Origin of the sequence: Demequina sp. TMPB413 (assembly GCF_020447105.2) — a bacterium.
In the GTDB taxonomy this organism is placed as follows: domain Bacteria; phylum Actinomycetota; class Actinomycetes; order Actinomycetales; family Demequinaceae; genus Demequina.
Window position 1 is genome coordinate 456,466 of the sequence record NZ_CP096184.1, and the last position, 25,666, is coordinate 482,131.

Here is a 25,666-nt window from a genome sequence, read left to right on the forward strand (position 1 = left end):
CTATTTCTCTCCCGCCGTCATAAGTTGCATAAGTCGTTCTTGTGTTGCCTCTTCGCGAGGCACATCCCCTGTGATGCGTCCCTCTGAGATCGTGTAGATGCGATCAGAGAGACCCAAGAGCTCTGGAAGCTCCGACGAGATCACCACGATCGCCTTGCCCTCTGAGGCGAGCTTGTTGATGATTCCGTAGATCTCGTACTTCGCGCCCACGTCAACGCCGCGAGTCGGCTCGTCGAGAATCAGCACCTCCGGCGTGGTGTTCAGCCACTTGGACAGCACCACCTTCTGCTGATTGCCGCCCGACAGCGTGCCGACGGCCTTGGTGACGGTGTCCGTCTTGATGCTGAGCGAGTCGCGGTACTTCTCTGCGACCGCGATCTCGTCGTGGAGGTCGATGACGCCGTAATTCGATACGCCAGCCATGTTCGCGCCCGTGATGTTGGCGGCGATGGTGGCGATGAGGTTGAGACCGAATCGCTTGCGGTCCTCGGTCACGTATGCGACGCCGTTGGCGATCGCGTCGTTCACCGAGCGCGTGGAGATCTCCTTGCCCCGGCGCAGCACCTTGCCTGAGACCTTGGTGCCGTACTGGCGACCAAAGAGACTCATCGCGAGTTCAGTGCGCCCGGCACCCATGAGTCCTGCAAAGCCGACCACTTCGCCTGCGCGCACGTAGAACGACGCGTCCTTGACAACCTTGCGGCTCGTGTCGACGGGGTGATAGGCGTTCCAGTTCTCAACCCTGAAGACTTCTTCGCCGATGTTGGGCGTGCGCGGCGGGAACAGGTTGTCGAGCGGGCGTCCCACCATGGACTTGATCAGGCGAGACTCCGAGTTGTCCTTGTCGGACATGCTGAAGTTGTCGACCGTCTCGCCGTCGCGGATGACGGTAATCGTGTCGGCGATCGCGCGGATCTCCGCAAGCTTGTGGGAAATGATGATGCAGGTGATGCCTTCGTCCCTGAGGCCCCTAATGAGGTCCAGCAGGTGGGCAGAGTCGTCATCGTTCAGCGCGGCGGTCGGCTCATCAAGGATGAGGAGCTTGACGTCTTTCGACAGCGCCTTGGCGATCTCCACGAGCTGCTGCTTGCCCACCCCGAGGTGCAGCACCTGGGTGGTGACTTCTTCCTTGAGGCCGACGCGCTCGAGGAGTTGCGTTGCTTGCGCGTTGGTCTCGTGCCAGTCGACGATGCCGCGCGAGGCGCGCTCGTTGCCGAGGAAGATGTTCTCTGCGATCGACAAGTAGGGGGAGAGCGCCAGCTCCTGGTGGATGATGACGATTCCAGAGTGCTCGGAGTCATTAATCGAGCGGAACTCCACGGGCTTGCCGTCGAACTCGATGTGACCCTCGTAGGTGCCGTGCGGGTACACACCCGAGAGCACCTTCATCAGCGTCGACTTTCCGGCGCCGTTTTCGCCGCAGATGCCATGCACCTCGCCGCGTTGGACATCGAGAGATACGCCGTCGAGCGCGCGTACTCCGGAGAACTCCTTAACGATGTCCTTCATCTTCAAGATGAGATCCGACACAGTGGTCCTTCCAATAGTGCCAATCGTGGGGAAGCGGTGGCGATCGCCGCGAACGACGACCGCCACCGCCAGTGGTGACTTACAGGCCCACGTCTTCGGCCTTGAGGAAGCCGGAGTCGATCAGCTTCGACTGAACGGTGTCAGCCGTGACGACCTCGGGGGTGATGAGGTACGAAGGAACAACCTTGACGCCGTTGTCGTACGTCTCGGTGTCGTTCACCTCAGGCTCTTCGCCGGCGAGGATGGACTTGACCATCATCTCGACGCGCTCGCCGAGCAGACGGGTGTCCTTCCAGACCGTCATGGACTGAACACCGTTGAGGATGTTCGCCACGGAGGCCTTGTCGCCGTCTTGACCGGTCAGGAGCGGGAAGTCATCTGCGGTGTAACCAGCGAGCTGGAGCGACTGCGAGATGCCCTGTGCGAGCGAGTCGTTGGGCGACAGCACGACGTCGACCTTCTCACCGCCTGCGTAGAACGACGACAGACGGTTGTCCATCTCGGCCTGAGCGTCGTCGGAACCCCAACCGAGGATTCCGATGGACTGCCAGTCGTCAACCGTCGCGGGAGCCTTGCCGGAAGGAACGACCAGTTGGCCGCTCTCAACGTAGGGGCTCAGGACGTCCCACGCACCGGCGAAGAAGAACCGGGCGTTGTTGTCGTCGGGGCTACCAGCGAAAGGCTCGAAGTTGTACGGGCCCTCACCGTCGGCCAGGCCGAGCTCCGACTCGATGAACTGACCCTGGAGGGTACCCACCGAGTAGTTGTCGAACGTGGCGTAGTAGTCGACGTTCTCCGACTCGAGGATGAGGCGGTCGTAAGCGATGACGGTTGCGCCGGCCTCGCCAGCGGTCTCGAGCACCGGTCCGAGCGTGGTGCCGTCGATGGCAGCGATCACCAGGATGTTGGATCCGTTGGCGATCATGTTCTGCAGCTGCGAGATCTGCTGGTCGGTCTCGTTGTCTGCGTACTGCAGGTCGACGGTGCAGCCGTCGGCCTCCAGGCGGGACTTGAGGCCCTCACCGTCGTTGATCCAGCGCTCGAGTGAGCGCGTGGGCATCGCAATGCCGACGTTGCAGTCCTCGCTGGCCACTGCAGTGTCGTCGCCACCAGTGTTCGTCGCCGGAGTCTCCTCGTCGGACGAACATGCGGCGAGCGACAGCGCCATGGCGCTGATTCCCGCGACAAGCGCGAGCTTGTTCCTTCTCTTCATGCGCAGATTTCCCTTCCTTGCGTGCCGTTTGGCACTGTGCGGTTGCGCTAGCTCATCCCTGAGGGCACCCTGGAAGGGTTCCCGTGGGGAGTGAACGAGTTGCTGATGCCGCCGTTCAAGGAGCGGGGAGATACGGACGAAGCACGCGTCAGGGCAGGGTATTCACCCTGGCCACTGAAAAGGTCGTCCACGCCTCACTCCTTTGTCAGGCTCTTGCATCGGTGTTGTCACACTAAGTTGACCTCGCAAACATATAGCCGCTGTGGGGGTCATACAAACCGCTACGGCACGAGCGTTACACGATCGTAACTACTCTGTGACCTTGCGAACGGGCGGGAGGTGATCCGGTTCACAACTCGAAACGGTTCGATGTGTTGACAAGCCATCGATCCGCCAATAAGTTTGCACTGACAACTATTGATCGATGATGATCGGAGCCCGCACCATGGCGCCTACCCCCACGCGCGAAGACAAGTTCACCTTTGGTCTGTGGACCATCGGATGGAACGCCCAAGATCCTTTCGGTTCTGCCACCCGCGGGCCGCTCGACGCCGTCACGGCCATCCACACGCTGTCGGAACTCGGCGCGTATGGAATGACCTTCCACGACGACGACCTTTTCCCGTTCGGCAGCTCCGACGCTGACCGTCGTGCCGCGATCGACGCCCTCAAGAAGGCTTGCGACGAGACCGGCATGGTGATCCCGATGATCACCACCAACACGTTCTCGCACCCCGTGTTCAAGGACGGCGGTGTCACCTCGAACGACCGTGACGTGCGTCGCTTCACGCTGCGCAAGATCCTGCGCAACATCGACCTTGCTGCAGAGCTTGGCGCGAAGACGTTTGTCATGTGGGGCGGCCGCGAAGGCGCCGAGTACGACTTCTCGAAGGACACCCGCGTCGCGCTCGAGCGTTACCGCGAGGCAGCCAACCTGTTCGGCGAGTACGTGCTGGACAAGGGCTACGACATCAAGTTCGCGATCGAGCCCAAGCCGAACGAGCCACGCGGCGACATCCTGTTGCCCACCGTCGGCCACGCCATGGCGTTCATCAACACGCTCGACCACCCTGAGCTCGTCGGCCTCAACCCCGAGGTCGGCCACGAGCAGATGGCAGGACTCAACTTCACCGCAGGTATCGCTCAGGCGCTCGACCACGGCAAGTTGTTCCACATCGACCTCAACGGCCAGCGTGGCATCAAGTACGACCAGGACCTCGTGTTTGGTCACGGCGACCTCTACAACGCGTTCTCCTTGGTCGACCTGCTCGAAAACGGTGGCCCGAACGGCGGCAAGGCCTACACCGGCCCCCGTCACTTCGACTACAAGCCGTCACGTACTGAAGACATTGACGGTGTGTGGGCCTCCGCCAAGGCCAACATGCGCATGTACCTTCTCCTCAAGGAGCGCGCGCAGGCCTTCCGGGCCGACCCAGAGGTCCAGGAAGCCATCAAGGCGACCAAGCAGGACCAGCTCGCCCAGACCACTCTTGGTGAGGGCGAAACCGTCGCCGACCTGCTGGCCGACACGAGCGTCTACGAGACGTTCGACGCCGACTCCTACTACGACGGCAAGGGCTTCGGCTTCGTGCAGTTGCAGCAGCTGGCGGCAGAGCACCTGATGGGCGCTCGCGGCTAACACCTGACACTCCGGCCCGCCGACCAAGGCTTCACGCGTTGGCGGCGGGCCGGACTCACGTCACCACCCAAACGGAACCCCAAGGAGACAGCAATGACGCTCGTCGCAGGAGTCGACTCGTCCACGCAAAGCTGCAAGGTCGTCATGCGCGACCTCGCGACAGGCGAGGTGGTCCGCACGGGCCGCGCCTCGCACCCTGACGGCACGGCCGTCCACCCCGACCACTGGTGGACAGCGCTGCTCGCGGCGATCGACGAGGCCGGAGGGCTGGGCGACGTCGCCGCCATCAGCGTCGGCGGTCAACAGCACGGCATGGTCGCGCTGGACATCAATGGCGAGGTGGTGCGCGAGGCGCTGTTGTGGAACGACACGCGTTCCGCGCAGGCGGCCAAAGACCTTATTGCTGAGTTTGGCGCCGACGAACTGGTGCGCCGCACCGGACTGGTGCCCGTGGCGTCGTTCACGTCCACGAAGCTGCGCTGGCTGCGCGACGCAGAACCAGAGAATGCCGCAAAGGTGGCGGCCGTCGCTCTTCCTCACGACTGGTTGACGTGGCGCCTCATGGGATTTGGGCCGGAGGGCTCCTCGCCGTTGGGGCCGCGTCTTGAGGCGCTGACGACCGACCGCTCGGACGCCTCGGGTACGGGCTACTGGAGCCCTGCCACAGGGGAGTACGACCGCGACCTCCTCATCGCGGCGCTCGGTCACGACGCCATCGTCCCCACCGTGATCGCTCCCGATGGCAAGGCGGGCACCGTCGGATACAACGGGCCTACTGACATCGTCGTCGGCCCTGGAGCTGGAGACAACGCAGGCGCTGGTCTTGGTCTTGGTGCGGGAGAGGGCGACGTCGTCGTCTCGCTTGGCACGTCTGGAACGGTTTTCGCGGTCACTCCCGCGCCGGTCACCGACGCGACGGGCACCATTGCAGGCTTTGCCGACGCCGCGGGGCAGTACCTCCCGCTGGTGGCGACGCTCAACGCGGCCAGAGTGCTCGATTCCGCTACTCGCGTTCTCGACGTGGACTTCGATGGTCTGGCCGAGCTCGCACTGTCGGCAGAGCCGGGCGCCGGCGGCGTCGTCTTGGTGCCCTATTTCGAGGGTGAACGCACCCCGAACCGCCCGGATGCCACCGCGAGCCTGCTTGGCATGACGCTCGCCTCCTCAACGCGAGCCAACATTGCGAGGGCCCACGTCGAAGGCATGTTGTGTGGACTTGCCGACGGTGTCGACGCTGTGCGCGCGCATGGACTCGACGCCAAGCGCGTACTGCTGGTGGGCGGCGCTGCCTTCAATCCGGCCGTGGGTCGCGCTGCGGCGCAGGTCTTCGGGCTGCCGATCGACATCCCCAAGCCGGGGGAGTACGTCGCAATGGGCGCCACGGTGCAGGCCGCATGGTCGCTCACGGGTGAGCGTCCTGCGTGGTCTGTCAAGATGGACACCCACATCGACCCAGACCCGCAACCGCAGGTGCGGGAACAGTACGCGGCCGCCACGGGTCAGTTGTACTCATAGGCGCTCGCTGATATCTCGCAGACGGCGGCTCTACTCCTTGACGGAGTGGGGCCGCCGTTGTTGCGCATGGGCGTGCACGGCACGTACCGAGCGCCCCCGGACGTAGCGCTTAAGAGGCGCGCGGGGGAGCGGTACTTGCGCGCACGATGAACTCGGTGTCCATCCGAATGTGCTGCTCGTGTTCGCGTCCATCGAGGATGGCGAGCAGCATCGTCATGGCCGCCTCGCCCATGGCTTGGAGCGGCTGCCGGACGGTCGTCAGGGGCGGATCGCACAGGGAGGCGTCAGGGATGTCGTCAAAGCCAACTATCGAGACGTCCTCAGGCACGCGGAGGCCCCTTGCCCTGGCGGCGGCCATGGCACTCATCGCCGTGACGTCGTTTGCCGCGATGATGGCGGTCGGCGGCTCGGGGAGGGCGAGGAAGGCGTCGGCAACGTCTTGAGCGATGTCGGGGTCATAACGGGAGTAGCGGACCAACTCGTCGACGATGGGCACTCCGGCGAGGCGCATCGCCTCCCTGAATCCCGACTCGCGCAGCTGGGAAGAGTCCAGCTCTTGGCGCCCGCCAAGGAAGGCGATACGACGGTGGCCCAACTCGAGCAAGTGGTTTGCGGCCGATTTGGCACCGCCAAAGCCGTCGCTATCGATCGTCGGAAGCCAGTTCGGTCCGTAATGGGGGTCGACGGCCACGACTGGCACGGAAATCGCCGAATCGAGCGACGTGGGGGTCACCACCACGGCACCGTCCATGAGCGTGCCGCCAAGGCGCGCGAGCGAGCGACGTTCCCATGCGGGAGCCTCTCCGCCGGCGTAGGAGAGCACGTCGTACTGGGTGTTGCGGGTGGCCTTTGCCGCTCCCTTGATCAGTTCGGCGGAGTACGGCTCGAAATCGGCGACCAAGATCCCCACCACATTGGTGCGCGAACTTCGGAGCCCTGAAGCGCCAAGGTTGCCCACGTAGCCGAGATCGTCAATAACCCCCTGTACCAGGGCAATCGTGTCCTTGGCGACGCCATATCGGCCGTTGACGACCTTCGAAACCGTCGCTACCGACACTCCTGCTTGCGCGGCAACATCCGCGAGCTTGACCCGTCCAACGGCTTCCATGCTGGGAATGCTACACCGCAGATGACTTTGTTGCGAAAACGTTATCGATAAGGTTTGACATCGCCGAAGCCGTCCTGCCAGAGTGATGACGTTCGGCATGGTCAAAGACGACTGAAAGGAATCAGAATGGCGAACATGCGACGCTCAGGCGTCATCGCGGCATTGGCCGCTTCGTCCGCACTCCTCCTCGCTGCGTGCAGCAGCGGAGGTGACGACCCGGCACCAACCAACTCAGGCACGGCAAACGGTTCAGACGAGCCAGTGACCATCACGTGGTGGCACAACGCCACCGCTGACCCGGCACTGACCTTCTGGCAGACCGTCGCTGACGAGTTTGAGGCAGCAAACCCCAACGTCACCGTTGAGGTTGAAGGCATTCAGAACGAGGACCTGCAGCGCACGCGCATTCCTGTGGCCCTCCAGTCCGGCGAGGCTCCCGACCTGTTCCAGCAGTGGGGCGGCGGCGAGATGGTTGCTCAGGTCAACGACGGCTACCTCAAGGACATCTCGGCCATGGTGGCAGACGACGTCGAGCGCTTGGGTGGCTCTGTTGCTCCCTGGCAGGTAGACGGCAAGACCTACGGTCTGCCTTACCAGTTCGGCCCAGAAGGCATCTGGTACCGCCCGTCGCTTTTCGAGGCGGCAGGCATTGACGAGGTTCCCTCCACGCTCGACGAGCTCAGTGACGCCGTGCAGAAGCTCAAGGACGCCGGCATTGAGCCGATCGCCGTGGGTGCTGCCGACGGCTGGCCCGCCGCTCACTGGTGGTACAACTTCGCACTCCAGAGCTGCCCGTCAGACGTGCTGCAGGCGGCGAACTCCACGCTCGACTTCTCCGACGAGTGCTTTGTCACTGCCGGTGAGAAGCTGCAGGAGTTCATCGACACGGAGCCCTTCAACTCGGGCTACGCCGCAACCTCGGCTCAGCAGGGCGCTACGTCGTCCGCTGGTCTCGTGGCTAACGGCAACGCTGCGATGGAACTCATGGGTCAGTGGAACGTGTCGGTCATGACCGGTCTGGTCGACGACACCGAGGCGCTTGTCGCTGACCTGTCGTGGTTCCCCTTCCCCTCGATCGAGGGCTCTCAGGGTGACCCGACCGCGATGCTCGGTGGTGGCGACGGTTACTCGTGCTACGTGGATGCTCCCGACGCTTGCGTCGATCTGCTGAAGTACATCACGAGCGACGACGTTCTGACGCGCTTCGCGTCCGAGGTCGGCGGTATCCCAGCAGCTCCTGCTGCACACTCCGGCATCACCGACCCGAACCTTCAGGTTCAGGCCGAATACATGGCCGAGTCCGACTACCTCCAGTTGTGGCTCGACACCTCTTACGGTCCTACCGTTGGAGCAGCCATGAACGACGCCATCATCCAGCTCTTCGCTGGCAACGCAGCTCCTGCTGACATCCCTGCCGCCATGACGGCTGCAGCAGGTCAGTAGTCCATCCACTAGCCCCTTATCCGAAAGGAAGGCATCCCCGTGACTGTTAGTCGGGAAGCCTCGGGCGGGGACACCGACCTCGTCGGCGGCGCGCAAGCGCCGTCGGCGGGGTCGCGGCCTGCCAGCGCAAAGACCTCTCAGAAGCGTCGGCCCCGTCACTGGGGCGAGATCGCAATCTTCGTGGGTCCAGCACTGCTGGTGTTCTCCGCCTTCGTCATCTTGCCGGTCGTGCTTGCCGGCTACGTCAGCTTCTTCAATTGGGACGGAGGCGGTGACCTAGGGAATTTTGTCGGCTTCGACAACTACACCAGGGTCCTTGACGACGGTGTCTTCATCAGTTCGATGAAGAACAACGCCTTCATCGTCGTGATGTCCCTCGTGATTCAGGGCCCGTTCGCCCTTGGAATCGCCTTGCTGATGAACCGTAAACTGCGGTTCCGTGCGGGATTCCGCACCATGATCTTCGTGCCGTACGTCCTGTCAGAGGTCGTCGCTGGTGCCATGTGGCGCCTGATCCTCGACCAACGCGGCATCCTCAACTCGCTGATGATCCAGTGGGGCATTTTCGATACGCCTGCCGACGCTATCGGCTGGCTCTCCGACCAGAAGCTCGTCATGTGGGTCATGATCTTCGTGCTGACGTGGAAGTACGTCGGCCTCGCGATCATCCTCTTCCTCGCAGGCCTTCAAGGCGTGCCGGAAGACCTGCTCGAGGCAGCGCAGATTGACGGCGCCTCGTGGTGGCAGGTCCAGCGACGCATCACGATCCCGCTGCTAGGCCCCACCATTAGGGTCTGGATGTTCTTGTCGATCATCGGCTCGATCCAGCTCTTCGATATGGCCAGGCTCTTGACGAACAACGGAGCCCCGTTTGATACCACCTTCACGATGGCGATGTTCGTGATCGACAGAGCCGTCACCGGCCGGCAGTACGGCTACGCCACCGCTGCCGCCGTGATCCTGTTCGCCATCTCGCTGACCGCCGCACTGTTGTTCATGCGGTTTGTGATGCGACGCGATAACGAGACAGCAGAGAAGGGCGCAGTATGACCGCCATCGACACGCGCACGGAGTCGGGATCCGCTCCAGGGCGCAAGAAGAAGCTCAGTGACGTCGGTGCGGCCGCCTACTTTGTGGCGATCCTTGCCGCAGGGTTCTCGATCGTCCCCGTGCTGTACATCATGTACTCCGCCTTCAGGACGAACGGCCAGCTGTCCGCTTCACCCGCAGGCCTGCCTGACCCGTTCGTGTGGTCCAACTACAGCCAGGTCTTGGGAGACAGCGCGTTCTGGCAGATGATGTTCGCCTCGACGATCATCGCGCTCGCGACCACCATTGGCGTCGTGTTCCTAGGAGTCATGGCTGCCTACCCGTTGGCCAGGTACAAGTTCCCTGGCAGGGAGGGTCTCTACACGTACTTCACCGCGGGGCTCCTGTTCCCGATCACGGTGGCGGCGTTGCCTTTGTACCTGATCCTCTTGGAACTGAAGCTCCCTGGCACGCCATGGGGCCTCGTGCTTCCACAGGTTGCCTTCCAGCTGCCTGTCACCATCGTCATCTTGCGACCGTTCGTGCAGGCTATCCCGCGCGAGCTCGAAGAGGCCGCCGCGATCGACGGCGCCGGGCGGGTGCAATTCTTCTTCAAGATCCTGCTGAGGCTCACCACCCCGGCTCTCGTGACAGTGGGCGTCTTGGCGTTCGTGGGTAGCTGGAACGCATACCTGTTGCCGTTGCTCGTGGTGCAGGGTTCTGACTGGACCACCTTGCCGTTGGGTGTGGCGCGCTTCCAGTCGGACCACTCTCAAGACACGGCGCTGATTCTGGCGTTCCTGTCGCTCGCGATGCTCCCAGCCATCCTGTTCTTCACCATGATGGAGCGCAAGATCGTCTCGGGCCTCTCAGGCGCGGTCAAGGGCTAGCGGCATGGCGGCACCGGAGCCCGCGCCAACGAGCGCGCGGGTCACTGACCTCATTGCTCGGATGACTCTTGACGAGAAGCTGGCGCAAATCGTCGGCTTCTGGGAGGGAGAAGAGGGCGACTCTGTTGCTCCTATGCAGGGCGAGTTGGCCTCCATGGGCAAGCTAGACCAGGCGATGGAGTCTGGCCTTGGACACTTGACTCGCGTGTATGGCACCAACCCTGTCGACCTCAACGAGCGCGCCGAGTATCTGTGGTCTCGCCAGCGTCAGTTGGTGAACAACACCAGGCTCGGCATTCCCGCCTTGGTCCACGAGGAGATCCTCACGGGCCTATCGGTCTGGAAGTCAGCGACGTTCCCCACGCCTCTCGCGTGGGGCGCCGCTGGCGATCCCGAGTTGGTGGAGCGCATGGGCACCCTCATCGGCACCTCGATGCGCGAACTCGGCATCCACCAAGGGCTCGCTCCGGTGCTCGACGTTGTCAAGGACCCGCGTTGGGGCCGTGTCGAGGAGTGCATCAGCGAGGACCCGTACCTGGTGGGTGCGATCGGCACCGCTTACGTTCAAGGCGTCCAGTCCGCTGGCGTGCACGCGACCCTCAAGCACTTTGTGGGTTACTCGGCCTCCAAGGCCGGCCGCAACTTTGCGCCGGTCTCTGCGGGACCTCGTGAGCTCGCTGACCAGCTGTTGATCCCGTTTGAGATGGCGATCCTTGACGGCAATGCGCGGTCGGTCATGCACTCGTACGCGGAGATCGACGGTGTGCCGGTGGCCGCCAACCCCGAGTTGCTCACCGGAGTGCTCCGGGACCAGTGGGGCTTTGATGGCGTGGTGGTCGCCGACTACTTTGGCGTCGCATTCTTGACGCACCTTCATCACGTGGCGCCAGACATGGCCGACGCCGCGCGGCAGGCACTCATTGCAGGCGTTGACGTCGAACTCCCGACAGGGGATGCCTACATGGCGCCCCTCAAGGCAGCGATCGAGGCTGGCGACGTCGACATCGCGCTCGTGGACCGAGCGCTGTACCGTGCGCTCGCTCAGAAGGAAGAACTCGGCCTGCTTGACGAGGACTTCTCCGGCGAGCCGCCCCGCGACGTGGTGCTCGACGGCCCCGAGCACCGTGAGGTGGCTCGAACCTTGGCCGAAGAGTCGATCGTGCTTGTGTCGAACGATGGCACCTTGCCGATCGCCCCAGAGTCGAGGATCGCCGTGATCGGCCCCAACGCGGACCGTTTCCAGGCGCTCTTCGGTTGCTACTCCTTTGCCAACCACGTGCTCGCGCTGCGTCCAGGGGTGGATCTCGGTTTCGTTGCCGAGCCCGCCGTGGTCGGCCTGAAGCAAGAGTTCCGCGACGTCGAATTCGTTCAAGGTTGCGCTATCGATGATGACGACACGTCCGGCTTCGAAGCGGCGGTGGGCGCAGCCACCGATGCCGAGATTGCCGTGCTGGTCGTTGGCGACAACGCTGGACTCTTTGGCAGGGGCACAGTGGGCGAGGGTTGTGATCGCGATGACCTCGAGCTTCCTGGTGTGCAGCGCCAGTTGGTCGAGGCCGTCATCGCGACCGGCACCCCTGTGGTGCTGGTGCTCATGACCGGGCGCCCGTACGCGGTGGCGTGGGCGACGGAGAAGTGCGCCGCAGTGGTACAGGCGTTCTTCCCCGGCGAGGAGGGGGCCTCCGCCATCGCGGGCGTGCTGTCAGGGCGGGTCAACCCGTCAGGGCGCCTGCCCGTGAGCCTGCCGCGGTCCTCAGGTACTCAGCCGTACACCTACCTACACCCCAAGTTGGGAAGCGGCACAGAGGTCACCAACCTTGATCCCAGCCCCGCGGCCGTCTTCGGGCATGGCCTGTCGTACTCGACGTTCGCTTACGAAGCGTTCGAGGCCGCAGCGCACGTGCCCACGAGCGGAACCATGACGGCTTCCGTCACGGTCAAGAACACCGGTGAGAGCGCGGGCGGGCACATCGTCCAGCTGTATGCACACGATGTGGTGGGGTCCGTGACTCGTCCGGTCGCGCAACTGGTGGGCTTCAAGCGGGTCTATCTGGAGCCGGGGGCCAGCGCGAAGGTCGCCTTCGAGGTGCCAACTACTCGCGTCGCCTTCACGGATCGCACCATGACTCGCGTGGTAGAGCCTGGGGAGGTGACTCTCTGGGTCGGGGATTCCGCTCACAGGGAGGCCGAGGCATCGGTCGAACTGACAGGGGACAGCTTCCCGATCACGAACGAGTCCCCGCGCCTCACCAAGGCGACAACTCAGTCGTAGTGGCAGCGGCGGCCGGTGTGCGTCATTCAGGCGGCGACGACGCACCGGCCGCCACTGTCGCTCGCGGGGGCGTGCGGCGGGTCCGGGCCTGACGGCCCTGATGGGCGCGCTGAGGGTCGGCCTTGCCGCATCGCTATCGATCGATGAAAGACTGGCGGAATGATCACCGTCTCCGTTCCCGAACAGGCCATCGCCGACGCCCTTGGGCCAGTAGGCGACGACGCCAGGATCGTCGTGTGGGACCCCGCGGCCTCCGATCCGCCGGAGGATGAGCGCGATCGCATCACGATCGCGTGCCTGGCCCACGACACCGGCGGGCGCACCGTCTACGGTCGCCTCGCGACGTGCGGCCACTTGAAGGTGATCCAGATACCCTCGGCGGGTTTCGAGCACGCTTTGCCTTTTGTTCCTGACGGTGTCTCGCTCGCGAACGCGCGAGGAGTGCATGACTCTCGGGTTGCCGAGATGACCCTCGCTCTCGCTCTGGCCAGCAGGCGACTACTGCCACGGTTCCTCGACGCCCAACGCCGCGAGACGTGGGAGCCAGAGTTCGACTCTCGCAGCCTCGCGGACTCGCGGGCACTCGTGGTCGGCTACGGCAGCATCGGTGAGGCGATCGGCGTCCGATTGCGGGCGAGCGAAGTTCATGTCGAAGGCGTGGCACGCTCGGCGCGCACGGCGCGAGACGGGACCGCCGTCCACGCGGTGGAGGACCTGCCTGAGTTGCTTCCTCACTTCGACATCGTCGTCATCGTGACTCCACATACGGACCAGACGGACCAGCTTGTCGATGCCGAGTTCCTGGCCGCCATGCCCGACGGCGCGCTTCTGATCAACGTGGGAAGGGGCAAGGTGGTGGACACCGACGCCCTCCTCGAGGAACTGCGTTCGCGCCGGCTCTTCGCGGCGCTTGACGTGACGGACCCCGAGCCGTTGCCGACCGGGCACCCCTTGTGGTCGGCACCTCAGTGCATCGTGGTGCCGCACGTGGCCGGGGTCGAGGTGCTCACCAACCGGCGTTTCACCGACTTGGTCAGGCTCCAGATCGACGCACGCAGGCGAGGAGACGATCCCGTGAACTTCGTCGCGATGGGTTCGTTTCCCGCCTAGCCGCTCGCTTTGCCGCGCTGAAAGTCTGCCAACGCGACTTCGCGTTCCACTTTGTGGTCGACGATGCGTGAGGGGTACGCGGGGGTGTCGAGATCCGGCAGCCAGCGACGAGCGTACTCACCAGCGGGGTCGAACTTCGCGAGCTGAGAGTCGGGGTTGAATACCCTGAAGTAGGGCGCGGCGTCCCGCCCTGTTCCGGCGACCCACTGCCAGTTGAGCTGGTTTTGCGCGTGGTCGTAATCGAGAAGCATGCGCCTGAAGTGCTCGGTACCGCGCTGCCACGGCACGTGCAGATCCTTGATGAGGAAGCTGGCGACCACCATGCGCACCCGGTTGTGCATCGTGCCGGTGGCGGCGAGTTCGCGCATCCCTGCGTCGACCAGGGGAAAGCCCGTCTCGCCTCGTGTCCATGCGGCGAAGGCGGCGTTTGCCTCCTGTCCGGTAGCCCACGCGTCGTCGGGGATCACCGGCTTCAGAGCCGAACGCAAGGCCTGCGGGTGGTGGAACAAGACGTCGGCGTGGAACTCGCGCCACGCGACCTCTGAGGCGAAGACCGCGGCTCCTTTGGCAAACGAACCATCGGCGGCACCCGCGTCGGCCGCTGCCGCAAGGAGGGTGCGCGGATGGATCTGCCCATACGCGAGCGGGATGCTCATGCGGGAGGTGGCGTCCACGGCTGGCAGGTCGCGGGCCTCGGCGTAGTCGGCGAGAGCGTCGCCAACGAAGGCGTCGAGCCTGTCGCGCCACGCGGACTCCGTGAAGGGCGGCGGAAGGCCGAGCGGGTCCTGGATGTCGCCCAAAGCCGCGTCCTGATCGAGGTCGATGTCAGAGGGGAGGTGAGCGAAGCCGCGAGCGTCGGCCGCTGTGGCAGGGCGCGGCCACCCATGCTCCCTCCACGCCCTCGAGAACGGTGTGAACACCTGGTACGGCGTTCCATCGGCCTTCCGCACGCGCCCTGGCGCGACGGCGTAAGGCGAGCCTTCGAGGCGAAGTTCCCTGTCGTCGGCCGCGAGCGCGCGGCTGACCTCGTCTTGCTCGCGCAACCCGCTGGGCGAGTGCTCGCGTTGTGCCCAGACGACGCTCGCCCCAGCTTCCCGCGCGGCGGCGAGGACGACGTCGGCCGGGTTGCCGTAGCGAACGGCGACGGCGCCGTAGGTGTCCTGCCGCAGGCTCCACAACGACCGGGCGAGGTACGCGCGGCGCCTGCCCGACCACAGCCGCAGCCTAGGGGACCACGGGAAGACAGCGGCGGCCGGGCCGTCGGCCTGCGCCTCGAGAAGGGCGGGGTTGTCGGCGAGCCGCGCATCGCGCCTGATCCACCACAGAGAGGCCATTGACTCTTAAGTCTGCTTTCGCGCCGGATTCGCGACGGTCGTCAAGGCTCCACCCGACACGGATGACGTCGACAGTGAGGACGTCGCGCCAGTCAACACGCGCAACTCGTGGGCGAAGAATCCCAAAGTGGCGCCCGTGAACTCGGCGACCTCGTCGGCAAGGGTCACGTTTGTGATGACGTGGTGGTCGTTGAACGCGTCGTCCGTCACTTCAAAGAAGTACTCCGGCTGTCGCATCACGAGCGACCCGAGAGCGGCGAGTGCGGACTTCACCTGCTGAACGGCGGCGAACGTCGATGAACGGTCGGTGGCGATTCCAGCGACCACCACAGGCGTGGACTCGATCGCGCTCGTCCCGCATCCCAACCAGTCGAGTGCGTTCTTGAGCGAGCCCGTGACGCCGTTCAGGTGCTGGGCAGCGAGAATGACGATCGCGTCGCATTCAGCGGCCCGTGAGCGAAAATCCTTGACGTCCGTTGTCAATGGGGCGCTCGGCGCATAGGGCGGCAACGACCCAATACGCAGATGGTCGACCAGCGCGTCGTCCCCAAAATGCCGCCGTAAGGCACCCAGCATGTGGCCGTTGAGGTCGGCACCACCAAGCGCACCCATCATCAATCCCACCCGCATAGACCCTCCTCGTTCAGGCATGTCAGTGATCACATCACCTGAACCGCGAGGAGGGGCCGTGCGATTCCCGAGCCTAGGCAGTAACCGCTGCGTAGCGCTCGACGTGTGCGATGGCTGCGGCGAGGAATCCCTGCAGCATCGCGGCGGTCTGCTCGTCGATGAGGGCGCCCTCTGCGTCCCAGGCGTCTGCGCGGTACTGCAAGAACACCTCAGGCTGGCCGAGCGTGGGCGCGTTGAGGTGGCCGAGCACTGCGCGCAGGTGCTGCTGCGCGGCGGCGGTGCCGATGGAGCCGATGGAAGCGCCGGCGATGGCCACAGGCTTGCCGTTGAAGGAGTTGGTGCCCCAGGGGCGTGAGGCCCAGTCGATCGCGTTCTTCAGGGCGCCGGGGACGGAGCGCAAGTACTCGGGCGTCACGATGATGATGCCGTCGACGCCTTCGATGGAGGACTTCCAGTCGAGGGCGGCCTGGGGGTAGTCGCTGTCGGCGTCGGGGCTGTAGACCGGCAACTCGGTGTAGTCGAGTTCGACGAGTTCGACGCCTTCTGGCGCGAAGGCGACGAGCGCGTTGGCGACCTTGCGGTTGATGGACGTGCTGGACAGTGATCCGACGATGTAGCCGAGACGCATGAGTGCTCCTTGGTAGCGGAATGGGTGATGGGGCCGACGTCGTTGGCGGTACGCCTTGACAACAACGGGTGACACGTCACCTATTCCATGGAGCGGTGATTGCTTGCGTCCCGCAGCGGGATCGCCGCTTGCTCGTTGCCTACAACTGGGCGCGCGCGTACTGATCCGCCGCGTCCCTCAAGAGTTCCGCGGCGCCCGGCGCGACCTCGTCGTAGTGGGCCTTGAAGCGCTCGTCGTCGACGTACATCTGGGTGAGCGATCGGTAGGCCTCCGCGTCTGGCGTCCAGATCTGGCTCACCCAGGCATGGTGCTTGGCCGCGATCTCTTGAACCTCCGCGCTATCAGCAGCGAAACCCACGCGCACCGCGGCGCCCAGGGCCTCCACGATCTCGCGGTCGATGCGCATGTGCTCCTTCTTGCCCGCGTCACCGAGTCGCTGCCACATCGCGTTCGAGCGATCAACGGCGTCGTCTCCCCACCGCTCGCGAGCCTCCGGTTCGTACTGTTCGTGATCGAAGCCGTCGAAAATGTGCTCGGTCGTCATGGTCTTTCCCTTCTCAAGTGAGTCGATGGTGCGCGCGACGGTGGCTGCCAGCCTCGCGTAGCGCTCGCGCTCGGCGGTGAGGCCAGCAAGGTGATCTCTCAGGAGCGCGATGGTGGTCGAGGGGTCGTCGGAATCGACGATGCGCGCGATGCGATCCAGGCTGGTGCCGAGCTCGCGCAGTACCAGGATGTGTTGAAGCCGTAGCAGTTCCGCCTGGCCGTAACGCCTGCGCCCATCGCTTCCCGTCCACGCAGGCGTGAGCAGGCCGATGTCGTCGTAGTGGCGCAGCGTGCGGCTCGTGACGCCGCTCATCTTGGCGACGCGGCCGATGTCGTAATCCGATTCCATGGTCACCACTGTAGAAGTTGACGCAGCGTCAACGTCAAGGGCCCTTTTGGGGCGTCTCTCCGCTGCGTGCGTGCGCCCGTCCTACACTCCGAGGTATGACAAAGACGCCAGACATCAAGCCCCGTTCCCGGCAGGTCACCGACGGTCTCGAAGCGACCGCCGCGCGCGGAATGCTCCGTGCCGTTGGTATGGGTGACGACGACTTCGCGAAGCCCCAAATTGGCATCGCGAGCTCGTGGAACGAGATCACTCCGTGCAACCTCTCCCTCCAGCGACTCGCGCAGGCCTCGAAAGAGGGTGTGCACGCAGGCGGCGGCTACCCGCTTGAGTTCGGCACCATCTCCGTGAGTGACGGCATCTCGATGGGCCACGAGGGCATGCACTTCTCGCTCGTGTCTCGCGACCTCATCGCTGACTCTGTGGAGGTCGTGATGCAGGCGGAGCGGCTCGACGGCTCCGTGCTGCTCGCCGGCTGCGACAAGTCGCTGCCTGGAATGTTGATGGCCGCTGCGCGGCTCGACCTGGCCTCAGTGTTCCTCTACGCGGGCTCGATCATGCCTGGACACGTCAAGCTCGAAGACGGCACCGAGAAGGACGTCACGATCATCGACGCCTTCGAGGCGGTGGGCGCGTGCTCGGCAGGGTTGATGTCCGAAGCGGACAGGCTCGCCATCGAGAAGGCCATCTGCCCAGGCGAGGGCGCTTGTGGCGGCATGTACACCGCCAACACCATGGCGTCGGTGGGTGAGGCGCTCGGCATGTCACTTCCAGGCTCCGCGTCTCCGCCCAGCGCCGACCGCCGCCGCGACATGTACGCCCACAAGTCTGGAGAGGCCGTCGTCAACATGCTGCGCCAAGGCATCACGGCACGGGACATCATGACCAAGGAGGCCTTCGAGAACGCGATCGCCGTTGTCATGGCCTTTGGCGGCTCCACCAACGCGGTGCTGCACTTGCTGGCCATCGCCAACGAGGCCGACGTCGACCTCACTCTCGACGACTTCTCCCGCGTCGCCGCGAAGGTGCCCCACCTGGGCGACCTCAAGCCCTTCGGCCAGTTCGTCATGAACGACGTTGACCGCGTCGGCGGCGTTCCGGCCGTGATGAACACGCTGCTGAACGCAGGTCTCATGCACGGTGACGCGCTCACCGTCACTGGCAAGACGCTCGCGGAGAACATGGAAGACCTGAAGCCAGAGAAGATCGACGGCCGGGTAGTGCGCGCCCTCAACAACCCGATCCACAAGACGGGCGGCATCACCATCCTGAAGGGCTCGCTCGCGCCAGGCGGCGCCGTGGTGAAGTCAGCAGGCTTTGACGCGAGCGTGTTCGAGGGCACCGCGCGCGTGTTTGATGGCGAGCGCGCCGCGCTCGATGCACTGGAGGCGGGCGTTATCACCGCTGGCGACGTGGTCGTTATTCGCTACGAGGGCCCCAAGGGTGGACCCGGCATGCGCGAGATGCTCGCCATCACCGCCGCGATCAAGGGTGCTGGCCTTGGCAAGGACGTGTTGCTAGTGACCGATGGCCGATTCTCTGGTGGCACGACCGGGCTGTGCGTTGGCCACATGGCGCCAGAGGCGGTCGACGCCGGCCCGATCGCTTTTGTGAAGGACGGCGACAAGATCACGCTGGACGTGGCCAACGCAACCCTCGACTTGCACGTGAGCGAGCAGGAACTCGCTGAGCGCGCCGTCGGCTTCGAACCCCCTGCCCCCAAGTACACGCGGGGAGTGCTGGCGAAGTACCGCAAGCTGGTGGGTTCGGCGTCGACGGGCGCCGTCGTCGGCTGAGTGCCAGACGCCACCGCGTAGAAAGGCCCCCGAGCGCGATGCTCGGGGGCCTTCCTACGTCCGGGCGCTGACCGCCCGTGCGTCGGGCTAGACGGCCACTGGCTCCTTGCGCGCCTCCTCGACCCTGGGCGACCCAGGAATCGTCTCGACGACGCGGCGGTAGGCGTCGGTGTCGTCGTAGATCTCTTCCTTGAGCGGGTTCTTGCGGCGCTTGACCATCTTGGTGATCTGCAGAGCGGCGAGAGCCACGTTGGCGGCGAGCGCGATCGCGGAGACCGTGAACAGCGCGGCGGGGTTGTGCGACGCCTCCACCGAGAACTGCGAGTCCCCTACGAAGGCCGGCACCGCCATCGTGAACATCATCCACAGCGCGAGTGTGTGCGCCCTGTGCTGAAGCCAGGCTCCCTTGCGGATGAAGAATGCGGGGATGGTGCAGCTGATCAGCAGGGCGGCTCCCGCGTAGAAGGCGTGGTCGCCCACTGCGTTGTAGACGTAGGCGAAGTTCCACAGGTCGTATGCGATGATCCAGGGCCAAATCATGTCCGGCCACATCATGTCTTTTGACTTGTCCTTGGAGATGTAGATGCCCATCCAACCGGTGATCGCCACCAGGTTGATCAGGCCCGCGATGCCGTTCATGTAGTTCCAAGACCCGGACACCATGTAGACGCCGTCGACGATGCCGTCGGCGTTCATTGCGCCTACCTGGAAGTCGCGGACGCACGCCTCGAAGATGTTGATCGCCAGGATGGCAGGCGGGAAGATGAGCGCCCACTTGTTGGCGGACACGCGCGGGTAGTAGCGGATCGCCATGAAGCCGAGGCAACCCGCCAGGGCCGAGTACACCTTGACCCAGTGGAACCATGTGCCCGTCGAGGAGTCCCCGCCCGCCGTCTCGGGCCACACGAAGATCGTGAGCACGATCGGCAGTGCGACGAACAGGAATAGCCCCGCCCACTTGCCGCGCCGCGAAACCTCGTTGAGGCCTATCAGCGCCCCGAGCACGACGAACCACATGAGGCCCGCCTGCCAACTGATGTCGCCGAACAGGAACATGTCTACTCTCCTTTGAGTGGTGTGGTGGGGTCTTGGCCCGCGTCGTGCGCGCCAGGGGAGTCGGGGGCATTGGGCGCCAAGCGCAGCGTCTGACGCACGAGAACCGCGAGGACGTCATCGCCGACGTCTGGCTGGGATCGGACAAGAGCAATGAGCCCGTGGATGAGCGCGATGAATGTCGCGCGCACGTGCACGATCTCGATCGGGTGCTTCGCTGCGTACGCCGGGATGGTGGTCTCTTCGAGCACATCGACGAGCGCGTCTACCGCGCGGTCGAGGAACCGGAGCGACAGGGCGGCATCGTCGATGCGCGGTAGCGGGGGCGCTGGCTGCGCGCGGTGGTCGCCACGCGCTGGCACATAGCGACGGAACAGGCCGATGCACTCCATCACCGCCGCGTCGATGTTGCCGGGGGTGCGCCTCGCATCCCACTCGCGAACGTCGGCCGTGAACTGCTCGATGTAGCTGTCGAGCACCTGGGTGATGAGGCTGTCCATGTCGCCTACGTAGTGGTAGATCAGCCCGCGGGTGACGCCGACGTGGCGCGCGAGGTCTTGAACCGTCGTCGCGCGCACTCCCTGAGTGGCATACAGCTCTCTTGCGGCGGCGAGAATCTCGTCTCGTCTGGTGCCGGGGCTCTTCACGATGCGCGCCATGAGACGATCGCTACGACCTATTGACACACCGTCAATAGGACCTTGGTGCCTGTCCGCACACGGCCGGTCGCTGCCCGTCGGCCGTTTGCGAGCCTGCTACCTCCGGCTTATGCTCAAAGTGGGCATGGTGCCTCACCATGGGCACGGGCCCTCAGAATGGGCGCAGTCCCGTTGCAGAACCACTCGAGCGCGCCAGTCGCCTTCGCGGGGACTGGCGGATGGGAGATGATCCGTGAATACGCCAGGAGATGCATCGCAGGAGTCCCGCGGCCAAGGCCACGACGACCACGGTTCGGAAAACGAGCACAAGGGCCGCCTGAACCACGAGCAGAAGATGTACTTGCGCTTCGCCGCCATGATCCTGACGGGCATGGTGGTGATGTATTGGACGATGTTCGTCGGCTCCTGGGAGTGGAGCCACGTGCGGTGGAGCGAGAGCCGGTTCTTCATGGCCTTGACCATGGGCGGAGTCATGGGTCTTGTCATGATCGGCTGGATGCTCAACATGTACAAGAACGCCAAGGTGAACGCGGGCATCGTGGTCGCCAGCCTGGTGCTTCTCGCAAGCGGGGTCACCCTGGACCGCAGTCAGGCGACGGTCGACGACACCGCGTTTATGAGCGCGATGATCCCGCACCACTCTCTTGCCATCACGCGGTCCGAGCGCTCGAATCTTCAAGACGTGCGGGTCTGTCAGCTCGCGCAGGAGATTAGCGCCGCGCAGCGCAGGGAGATCGGCGAGATGGACTGGCTGATCGAGGACATCGCCGAAAACGGCGTCGCGAGCACGGCGGCCGAGGCGGACGCCCGGCCTGTACCCGACTTCTCCGAGCCCGCCAAGAGGGACTGCCTGGGCGAGTGATTTGGCAGGATAGAGCCATGTCCCACGAAATCGGCCCACTCGACCACACGTTCACCGCGACGATCGGAGTGGAGGTGAAGGGAGAGACCTGGTCCTGCGTCGAGATGCCGGACTCCGCTGAGTTCTTTGGCACCGGCAAGGCCGTGAAGGTCGACGCCACGGTGGACGACGTCGAGCTGAAGAACGTGGGGCTCATGGTCACCGGCAGGGGAAGCCACATGCTGTCGCTCAACGCCAAGGTCCGCAAGCAGTTGGGCAAGGACGTGGGGGACGATGTCGCGGTGCGGCTCACCCGCCGCCTGACGTAGTCCGCGGTCGGGTGAAGCCGATTGTCGGCGACCTTCTCGGCGTCTCAACATGTAAGACGGTAAACCAAAATATGAGATTGGCGTGCAAAAAGTGGACATGCGCTCGTGCGCGGGCGTACAGTCAACGCATGCGACACCAGCTTGTACGAGTTACCGGGCGCGCGGACTCCTAAGGTCCCGTACCACGGCATCGTCCGCGCGCTTCCCCGAGGTCCACTAGGTCCGAGGGGTTTTTTCATGCGAGGCGGCGTCACGTGGCTTCGCGAAGTTCAGAGATATCGGGAGTGACATGACTCAGGCGCAGGCCAAGCCCCAGGCGCCCCAGCGGGCCACGGCGACCACCTCACCTCGGCCAGTAGACCCGCAAGCGGTCACCGGCGCAGGGGAGATGATGACGGGCGCCCAGGCGCTCGTACGCTCCCTCGAGTTGGCGGGCGTCACCGACATCTTTGGCATCCCAGGCGGCGCGATCCTGCCGGCCTACGACCCCCTGATGGACTCGACCACGCTGCGGCACATTCTCACGCGCCACGAGCAGGGGGCCGGCCACGCCGCCCAGGGCTACGCCCACGCGACCGGGCGCACTGGCGCGTGCATCGTCACATCAGGGCCCGGCGCCACCAACCTGGTCACGCCCATTGCCGACGCCAACATGGACTCGATTCCGATGGTGGCGATCACCGGCCAGGTGGGCGCATCCCTCATCGGTACCGACGCCTTCCAAGAGGCCGACATCGTGGGCATCACGGCGCCCATCACCAAGCACAACATGCTCATCAAGGACCCGGCAGATATCGGCCCCGCCATCGCCCAGGCCTTCTACATCGCGAGCCACGGCAGGCCAGGACCAGTGCTGGTCGACATCGCAAAGTCCGCACTGCAGTCGAGCGCCCCCTTGTCGTGGCCGGAGCGCATCGAGTTGCCCGGCTTCAACTCAGGCGCGAAGCCGCACGCCAAGACGGTTCAAGAGGCGGCGCGCTTGCTCGCGACCGCTCGCAGGCCGGTGCTTTACGTGGGCGGCGGCGTCATTCGCTCGGGAGCGTCGGAGGGCCTACGCAAGCTGGTCGACCTCTCCGGCGCGGCAGTGGTGACGACGCTGATGGCTCGTGGTGCTCTGCCCGACAGCCACCCGCAGCACTTGGGCATGCCGGGAATGCACGGCACCGTGCCGGCGGTGGCGGCGCTGCAGAAGGCCGACCTCGTGGTCTCGCTGGGTGCTCGCTTTGACGACCGCGTGACGGGAAAGCTGGACAGCTTCGCCCAGCACGCCACCATCGTTCACGCCGATATCGACCCCGCCGAAATTGGCAAGAACCGCGCTGTTGACGTGCCCATCGTCGGCGATCTCAAGGAAACCTTGCGTGACCTGGTGCCCGCCCTGCAAAAAGAGCAGCGCAAGCACGGCAAGCCCGATCTCGAGGCGTGGTGGCAGCAGATCAACGACTGGCGTGCCACCTACCCACTCGGGTACACGGCCACCCAGGACGGCCTGTCGAGTCCGCAGCACGTGATCCAGCGGTTGGGGGCACTCAACGACCCGCAGTCGACGATCTTCACCTCTGGCGTTGGCCAGCACCAGATGTGGGCCAGCCAGTTCATCAAGTACGAGCGGCCCAACACCTGGATCAACTCGGGCGGCCTCGGCACCATGGGCTTCTCGGTGCCTGCCGCCATGGGAGCCAAGGTGGGCCAGCCAGACCAGACGGTGTGGGCCATCGACGGCGACGGCTGCTTCCAGATGACCAATCAGGAATTGGTGACGTGCGCCCTGAATGAGATCCCCATCAAGGTGGCTGTCATCAACAACAGCTCGCTCGGCATGGTGCGCCAGTGGCAAACCCTGTTCTACGAGGGCCGCTACTCCAACACGGACTTGCATACCGGCCACGGCACGCGGCGAGTGCCCGACTTTGTGAAGCTGGCCGACGCCATGGGTTGCGTGGGGCTCCGCTGCGAGTCCGATGCGGACGTTGACGCGACCATCAAGCGGGCCAACGAGATCAACGACCAGCCAGTGGTGGTCGACTTCACCGTGTCCAAGGATGCGATGGTGTGGCCGATGGTCAACGCCGGCGTGAGCAATGACGAGATTCAGTACGCGCGGGGCGTCGCCCCCGAGTGGGACCGCGAGGAGGCGTGACCGTGAGCAACAAGCACACTCTGTCCGTACTGGTCGAGAACAAGCCAGGCGTGCTCGCGCGCGTCGCTGGCCTGTTCTCGCGCAGGGCGTTCAACATTCACTCGCTCGCGGTGGGCCCCACCGAGCACCCTGAAATTTCCCGCATCACCGTCGTGGTCGACGTCGACGAACTCCCTCTCGAGCAGGTCACCAAGCAGCTCAACAAGCTGGTGCACGTGCTCAAGATCGTTGAGCTTGACGCAGCCAAGTCCGTGCAGCGCGAGTTGCTGCTGGTCAAGGTGCGTTGCGATTCGCGCCAGCGTGCTGAGGTGCTCCAGGTGGTGGACCTGTTCAGGGCCCACGTGGTGGACGTCGCCCCCGATTCGCTCGTGATCGAGGCCATCGGCAATCCCGACAAGCTCGAGGCGCTGCTTGCGGCCCTCGCTCCGCACGACCTGCGCGAGATCGTTCAGTCGGGCACCGTGGCCATCGGCCGTGGCGCGCGCTCCATTACCGAGAGGGCGCTTGACCGCGTCATCGCCTAAGTTTCGCTCATTTCTAGTCACCCAAACCAAGGAGAAGACACACCACCATGGCTGAGTTGTTCTATGAGAAGGACGCCGACCTCGCGATCATCCAGGGCAAGAAGGTCGCCATCGTCGGCTACGGGTCCCAAGGACACGCCCACGCGCAGAACCTGCGCGACTCCGGCGTTGACGTGCGCGTGGCGCTACGGCTTGGTTCCCCTTCGAGCGACAAGGCCGAGGCCGCTGGCTTCACCGTCATGACCGTCGCCGACGCTGCCGAGTGGGCAGACCTCGTCATGATTCTGGCGCCTGACCAGTACCAGCGCACCATCTACAACGACGACATCAAGCCCCACATGGCGCCTGGCAAGACGCTCGCCTTCGCTCACGGCTTCAACATCCGCTTCGGCTACATCGAGGTGCCGGAGGGCGTCGACGTCATCCTCGTCGCCCCCAAGGCGCCAGGCCACACGGTGCGTCGCGAGTTCGTCGCCGGCCGCGGCATCCCCGACATCATCGCGGTGGAGCAAGACGCCTCCGGCCAGGCGTGGGAAACCGCAAAGTCGTACGCCAAGGGCATCGGCGGTACTCGCGCTGGCGTCATCAAGACCACCTTCACCGAAGAGACTGAGACCGACCTGTTCGGCGAGCAGTCCGTGCTGTGCGGCGGCACGTCCCAGCTGATCCAGTACGGCTTTGAGGTGCTCACCGAGGCCGGCTACCAGCCCGAGATCGCGTACTTCGAGGTGCTGCACGAGCTCAAGCTCATCGTTGACCTCATCCACGAGGGCGGCATCACCAAGCAGCGCTGGTCCGTGTCCGACACCGCTGAGTACGGCGACTACGTCTCCGGCCCCCGCGTCATCACGCCAGAGGTCAAGGCGAACATGCAGGCAGTGCTGGCCGACATTCAGTCGGGCGCGTTTGCCAAGCGCTTCATCGATGACCAGGACAACGGCGGGCTCGAGTTCAAGGAGCTGCGTGCCAAGGGCGAGGGTCACCCGATCGAGACCACCGGTCGCGAACTGCGCAAGCTGTTCGCATGGTCCACCGCGGCCGCCGACGCTGATTACGTCGACGGTCAGACGGCTCGGTAGTGGGCGGCGCGGGAT

General features: G+C 64.6%; 22 protein-coding genes. 13 read left to right on the top strand and 9 right to left on the bottom strand.

Annotation, left to right across the window (positions count from 1 at the left end; genetic code table 11):
- The gene (mmsA, locus tag LGT36_RS02115; RefSeq protein ID WP_226095262.1) at positions 1-1,530 is read right to left on the bottom strand and encodes a multiple monosaccharide ABC transporter ATP-binding protein; all 1,530 of its coding nucleotides are present in this window, start codon (positions 1,528-1,530) and stop codon (positions 1-3) included.
- A 79-nt stretch (positions 1,531-1,609) separates the two neighbouring features.
- On the bottom strand, positions 1,610-2,743 hold the full coding sequence (gene chvE, locus LGT36_RS02120; protein ID WP_226095261.1) for a multiple monosaccharide ABC transporter substrate-binding protein: 1,134 nt from the start codon (positions 2,741-2,743) through the stop codon (positions 1,610-1,612).
- Between the two features lie 445 nt (positions 2,744-3,188).
- Here chvE and xylA point away from each other — a divergent pair, with 445 nt between their 5' ends.
- A complete protein-coding gene (xylA, locus tag LGT36_RS02125; protein ID WP_226095265.1) occupies positions 3,189-4,382 on the top strand; it encodes a xylose isomerase in 1,194 nt (397 codons plus the stop codon).
- 93 nt (positions 4,383-4,475) lie between these two features.
- Positions 4,476-5,897 carry a xylulokinase gene (xylB, locus tag LGT36_RS02130; protein ID WP_226095260.1) on the top strand — a complete coding sequence of 474 codons (1,422 nt, stop codon included), beginning with the start codon at positions 4,476-4,478 and terminating at the stop codon, positions 5,895-5,897.
- A gap of 109 nt (positions 5,898-6,006) precedes the next feature.
- Here xylB and LGT36_RS02135 read toward each other — a convergent pair whose 3' ends face one another.
- Positions 6,007-7,005 carry a LacI family DNA-binding transcriptional regulator gene (locus LGT36_RS02135; RefSeq protein ID WP_226095516.1) on the bottom strand — a complete coding sequence of 333 codons (999 nt, stop codon included), beginning with the start codon at positions 7,003-7,005 and terminating at the stop codon, positions 6,007-6,009.
- A 126-nt stretch (positions 7,006-7,131) separates the two neighbouring features.
- Between LGT36_RS02135 and LGT36_RS02140 the strand changes: the two genes are divergently transcribed.
- The 5 genes from LGT36_RS02140 to LGT36_RS02160 all read left to right on the top strand — a co-directional run bounded on the left by LGT36_RS02140 (position 7,132) and on the right by LGT36_RS02160 (position 13,749).
- Positions 7,132-8,448, top strand: coding sequence for an ABC transporter substrate-binding protein (locus tag LGT36_RS02140; protein WP_226095515.1), 1,317 nt, complete (start codon positions 7,132-7,134; stop codon positions 8,446-8,448).
- Between the two features lie 39 nt (positions 8,449-8,487).
- Positions 8,488-9,498 (top strand): carbohydrate ABC transporter permease, encoded by a 1,011-nt coding sequence (locus LGT36_RS02145; protein ID WP_226095514.1) that lies wholly within the window; start codon positions 8,488-8,490, stop codon positions 9,496-9,498.
- The gene (locus LGT36_RS02150) at positions 9,495-10,367 is read left to right on the top strand and encodes a carbohydrate ABC transporter permease (protein ID WP_226095513.1); all 873 of its coding nucleotides are present in this window, start codon (positions 9,495-9,497) and stop codon (positions 10,365-10,367) included. Before LGT36_RS02145 ends, LGT36_RS02150 begins: the two co-directional genes overlap by 4 nt.
- 4 nt (positions 10,368-10,371) lie before the next feature.
- Positions 10,372-12,639, top strand: a complete 2,268-nt coding sequence (locus LGT36_RS02155) for a glycoside hydrolase family 3 N-terminal domain-containing protein (RefSeq protein ID WP_226095512.1) — start codon at positions 10,372-10,374, stop codon at positions 12,637-12,639.
- 159 nt (positions 12,640-12,798) lie between these two features.
- Positions 12,799-13,749, top strand: a complete 951-nt coding sequence (locus tag LGT36_RS02160; protein WP_226095511.1) for a 2-hydroxyacid dehydrogenase — start codon at positions 12,799-12,801, stop codon at positions 13,747-13,749.
- Here the strand turns inward: LGT36_RS02160 and LGT36_RS02165 are convergent.
- From LGT36_RS02165 to LGT36_RS02180, 4 genes are all read right to left on the bottom strand, one after another.
- The gene (locus LGT36_RS02165) at positions 13,746-15,083 is read right to left on the bottom strand and encodes a deoxyribodipyrimidine photo-lyase (RefSeq protein WP_226095510.1); all 1,338 of its coding nucleotides are present in this window, start codon (positions 15,081-15,083) and stop codon (positions 13,746-13,748) included. The genes LGT36_RS02160 and LGT36_RS02165 overlap by 4 nt on opposite strands.
- Positions 15,084-15,089: 6 nt before the next feature.
- Positions 15,090-15,713: an NAD(P)H-dependent oxidoreductase gene (locus LGT36_RS02170; protein WP_226095509.1), complete on the bottom strand. Its 624-nt coding sequence runs from the start codon at positions 15,711-15,713 to the stop codon at positions 15,090-15,092.
- Positions 15,714-15,786: 73 nt separating this feature from the next.
- Positions 15,787-16,341 (bottom strand): NADPH-dependent FMN reductase, encoded by a 555-nt coding sequence (locus LGT36_RS02175; RefSeq protein ID WP_226264649.1) that lies wholly within the window; start codon positions 16,339-16,341, stop codon positions 15,787-15,789.
- A gap of 139 nt (positions 16,342-16,480) precedes the next feature.
- Positions 16,481-17,233 (bottom strand): MerR family transcriptional regulator, encoded by a 753-nt coding sequence (locus LGT36_RS02180; RefSeq protein ID WP_226097506.1) that lies wholly within the window; start codon positions 17,231-17,233, stop codon positions 16,481-16,483.
- 95 nt (positions 17,234-17,328) lie between these two features.
- Between LGT36_RS02180 and ilvD the strand changes: the two genes are divergently transcribed.
- Entirely contained in the window at positions 17,329-19,026 is a 1,698-nt protein-coding gene (gene ilvD / locus LGT36_RS02185) for a dihydroxy-acid dehydratase (RefSeq protein ID WP_226097505.1), read from the top strand.
- An 87-nt stretch (positions 19,027-19,113) separates the two neighbouring features.
- Here ilvD and LGT36_RS02190 read toward each other — a convergent pair whose 3' ends face one another.
- Positions 19,114-20,082, bottom strand: coding sequence for a DUF5692 family protein (locus LGT36_RS02190; RefSeq protein ID WP_226097504.1), 969 nt, complete (start codon positions 20,080-20,082; stop codon positions 19,114-19,116).
- Positions 20,083-20,084: 2 nt separating this feature from the next.
- A complete protein-coding gene (locus LGT36_RS02195; protein ID WP_226097503.1) occupies positions 20,085-20,738 on the bottom strand; it encodes a TetR/AcrR family transcriptional regulator in 654 nt (217 codons plus the stop codon).
- Between the two features lie 232 nt (positions 20,739-20,970).
- On the opposite strand from LGT36_RS02195, the gene LGT36_RS02200 reads away from it, so the two are divergent.
- From LGT36_RS02200 to ilvC, 5 genes are all read left to right on the top strand, one after another.
- Positions 20,971-21,600, top strand: coding sequence for a DUF305 domain-containing protein (locus tag LGT36_RS02200; protein WP_226097502.1), 630 nt, complete (start codon positions 20,971-20,973; stop codon positions 21,598-21,600).
- Positions 21,601-21,617: 17 nt separating this feature from the next.
- Positions 21,618-21,908, top strand: a complete 291-nt coding sequence (locus LGT36_RS02205) for a DUF1905 domain-containing protein (RefSeq protein ID WP_226097501.1) — start codon at positions 21,618-21,620, stop codon at positions 21,906-21,908.
- A gap of 289 nt (positions 21,909-22,197) precedes the next feature.
- On the top strand, positions 22,198-24,048 hold the full coding sequence (locus LGT36_RS02210) for an acetolactate synthase large subunit (protein WP_226097500.1): 1,851 nt from the start codon (positions 22,198-22,200) through the stop codon (positions 24,046-24,048).
- A 2-nt stretch (positions 24,049-24,050) separates the two neighbouring features.
- Positions 24,051-24,572, top strand: coding sequence for an acetolactate synthase small subunit (gene ilvN, locus LGT36_RS02215; RefSeq protein WP_226097499.1), 522 nt, complete (start codon positions 24,051-24,053; stop codon positions 24,570-24,572).
- Positions 24,573-24,619: 47 nt separating this feature from the next.
- Complete coding sequence (gene ilvC, locus LGT36_RS02220) at positions 24,620-25,651, top strand: ketol-acid reductoisomerase (protein ID WP_226097498.1); 1,032 nt, start codon at positions 24,620-24,622, stop codon at positions 25,649-25,651.
- Positions 25,652-25,666 lie beyond the last annotated feature (15 nt).

Excerpts from the sequence above, each read along its gene's own strand:
- LGT36_RS02175 (WP_226264649.1), bottom strand. The coding sequence starts at position 16,341 with ATGCGTCTCGGCTACATCGTCGGATCACTGTCCAGCACGTCCATCAAC.
- chvE (WP_226095261.1), bottom strand. The coding sequence starts at position 2,743 with ATGAAGAGAAGGAACAAGCTCGCGCTTGTCGCGGGAATCAGCGCCATG.
- LGT36_RS02170 (WP_226095509.1), bottom strand. The coding sequence starts at position 15,713 with ATGCGGGTGGGATTGATGATGGGTGCGCTTGGTGGTGCCGACCTCAAC.
- LGT36_RS02165 (WP_226095510.1), bottom strand. The coding sequence starts at position 15,083 with ATGGCCTCTCTGTGGTGGATCAGGCGCGATGCGCGGCTCGCCGACAAC.
- LGT36_RS02135 (WP_226095516.1), bottom strand. The coding sequence starts at position 7,005 with ATGGAAGCCGTTGGACGGGTCAAGCTCGCGGATGTTGCCGCGCAAGCA.
- ilvC (WP_226097498.1), top strand. The coding sequence starts at position 24,620 with ATGGCTGAGTTGTTCTATGAGAAGGACGCCGACCTCGCGATCATCCAG.
- xylA (WP_226095265.1), top strand. The coding sequence starts at position 3,189 with ATGGCGCCTACCCCCACGCGCGAAGACAAGTTCACCTTTGGTCTGTGG.
- LGT36_RS02180 (WP_226097506.1), bottom strand. The coding sequence starts at position 17,233 with ATGGAATCGGATTACGACATCGGCCGCGTCGCCAAGATGAGCGGCGTC.
- LGT36_RS02190 (WP_226097504.1), bottom strand. The coding sequence starts at position 20,082 with ATGTTCCTGTTCGGCGACATCAGTTGGCAGGCGGGCCTCATGTGGTTC.
- LGT36_RS02160 (WP_226095511.1), top strand. The coding sequence starts at position 12,799 with ATGATCACCGTCTCCGTTCCCGAACAGGCCATCGCCGACGCCCTTGGG.
- LGT36_RS02195 (WP_226097503.1), bottom strand. The coding sequence starts at position 20,738 with ATGGCGCGCATCGTGAAGAGCCCCGGCACCAGACGAGACGAGATTCTC.
- LGT36_RS02150 (WP_226095513.1), top strand. The coding sequence starts at position 9,495 with ATGACCGCCATCGACACGCGCACGGAGTCGGGATCCGCTCCAGGGCGC.
- LGT36_RS02155 (WP_226095512.1), top strand. The coding sequence starts at position 10,372 with ATGGCGGCACCGGAGCCCGCGCCAACGAGCGCGCGGGTCACTGACCTC.
- xylB (WP_226095260.1), top strand. The coding sequence starts at position 4,476 with ATGACGCTCGTCGCAGGAGTCGACTCGTCCACGCAAAGCTGCAAGGTC.
- LGT36_RS02205 (WP_226097501.1), top strand. The coding sequence starts at position 21,618 with ATGTCCCACGAAATCGGCCCACTCGACCACACGTTCACCGCGACGATC.
- LGT36_RS02140 (WP_226095515.1), top strand. The coding sequence starts at position 7,132 with ATGGCGAACATGCGACGCTCAGGCGTCATCGCGGCATTGGCCGCTTCG.
- LGT36_RS02210 (WP_226097500.1), top strand. The coding sequence starts at position 22,198 with ATGACTCAGGCGCAGGCCAAGCCCCAGGCGCCCCAGCGGGCCACGGCG.
- ilvD (WP_226097505.1), top strand. The coding sequence starts at position 17,329 with ATGACAAAGACGCCAGACATCAAGCCCCGTTCCCGGCAGGTCACCGAC.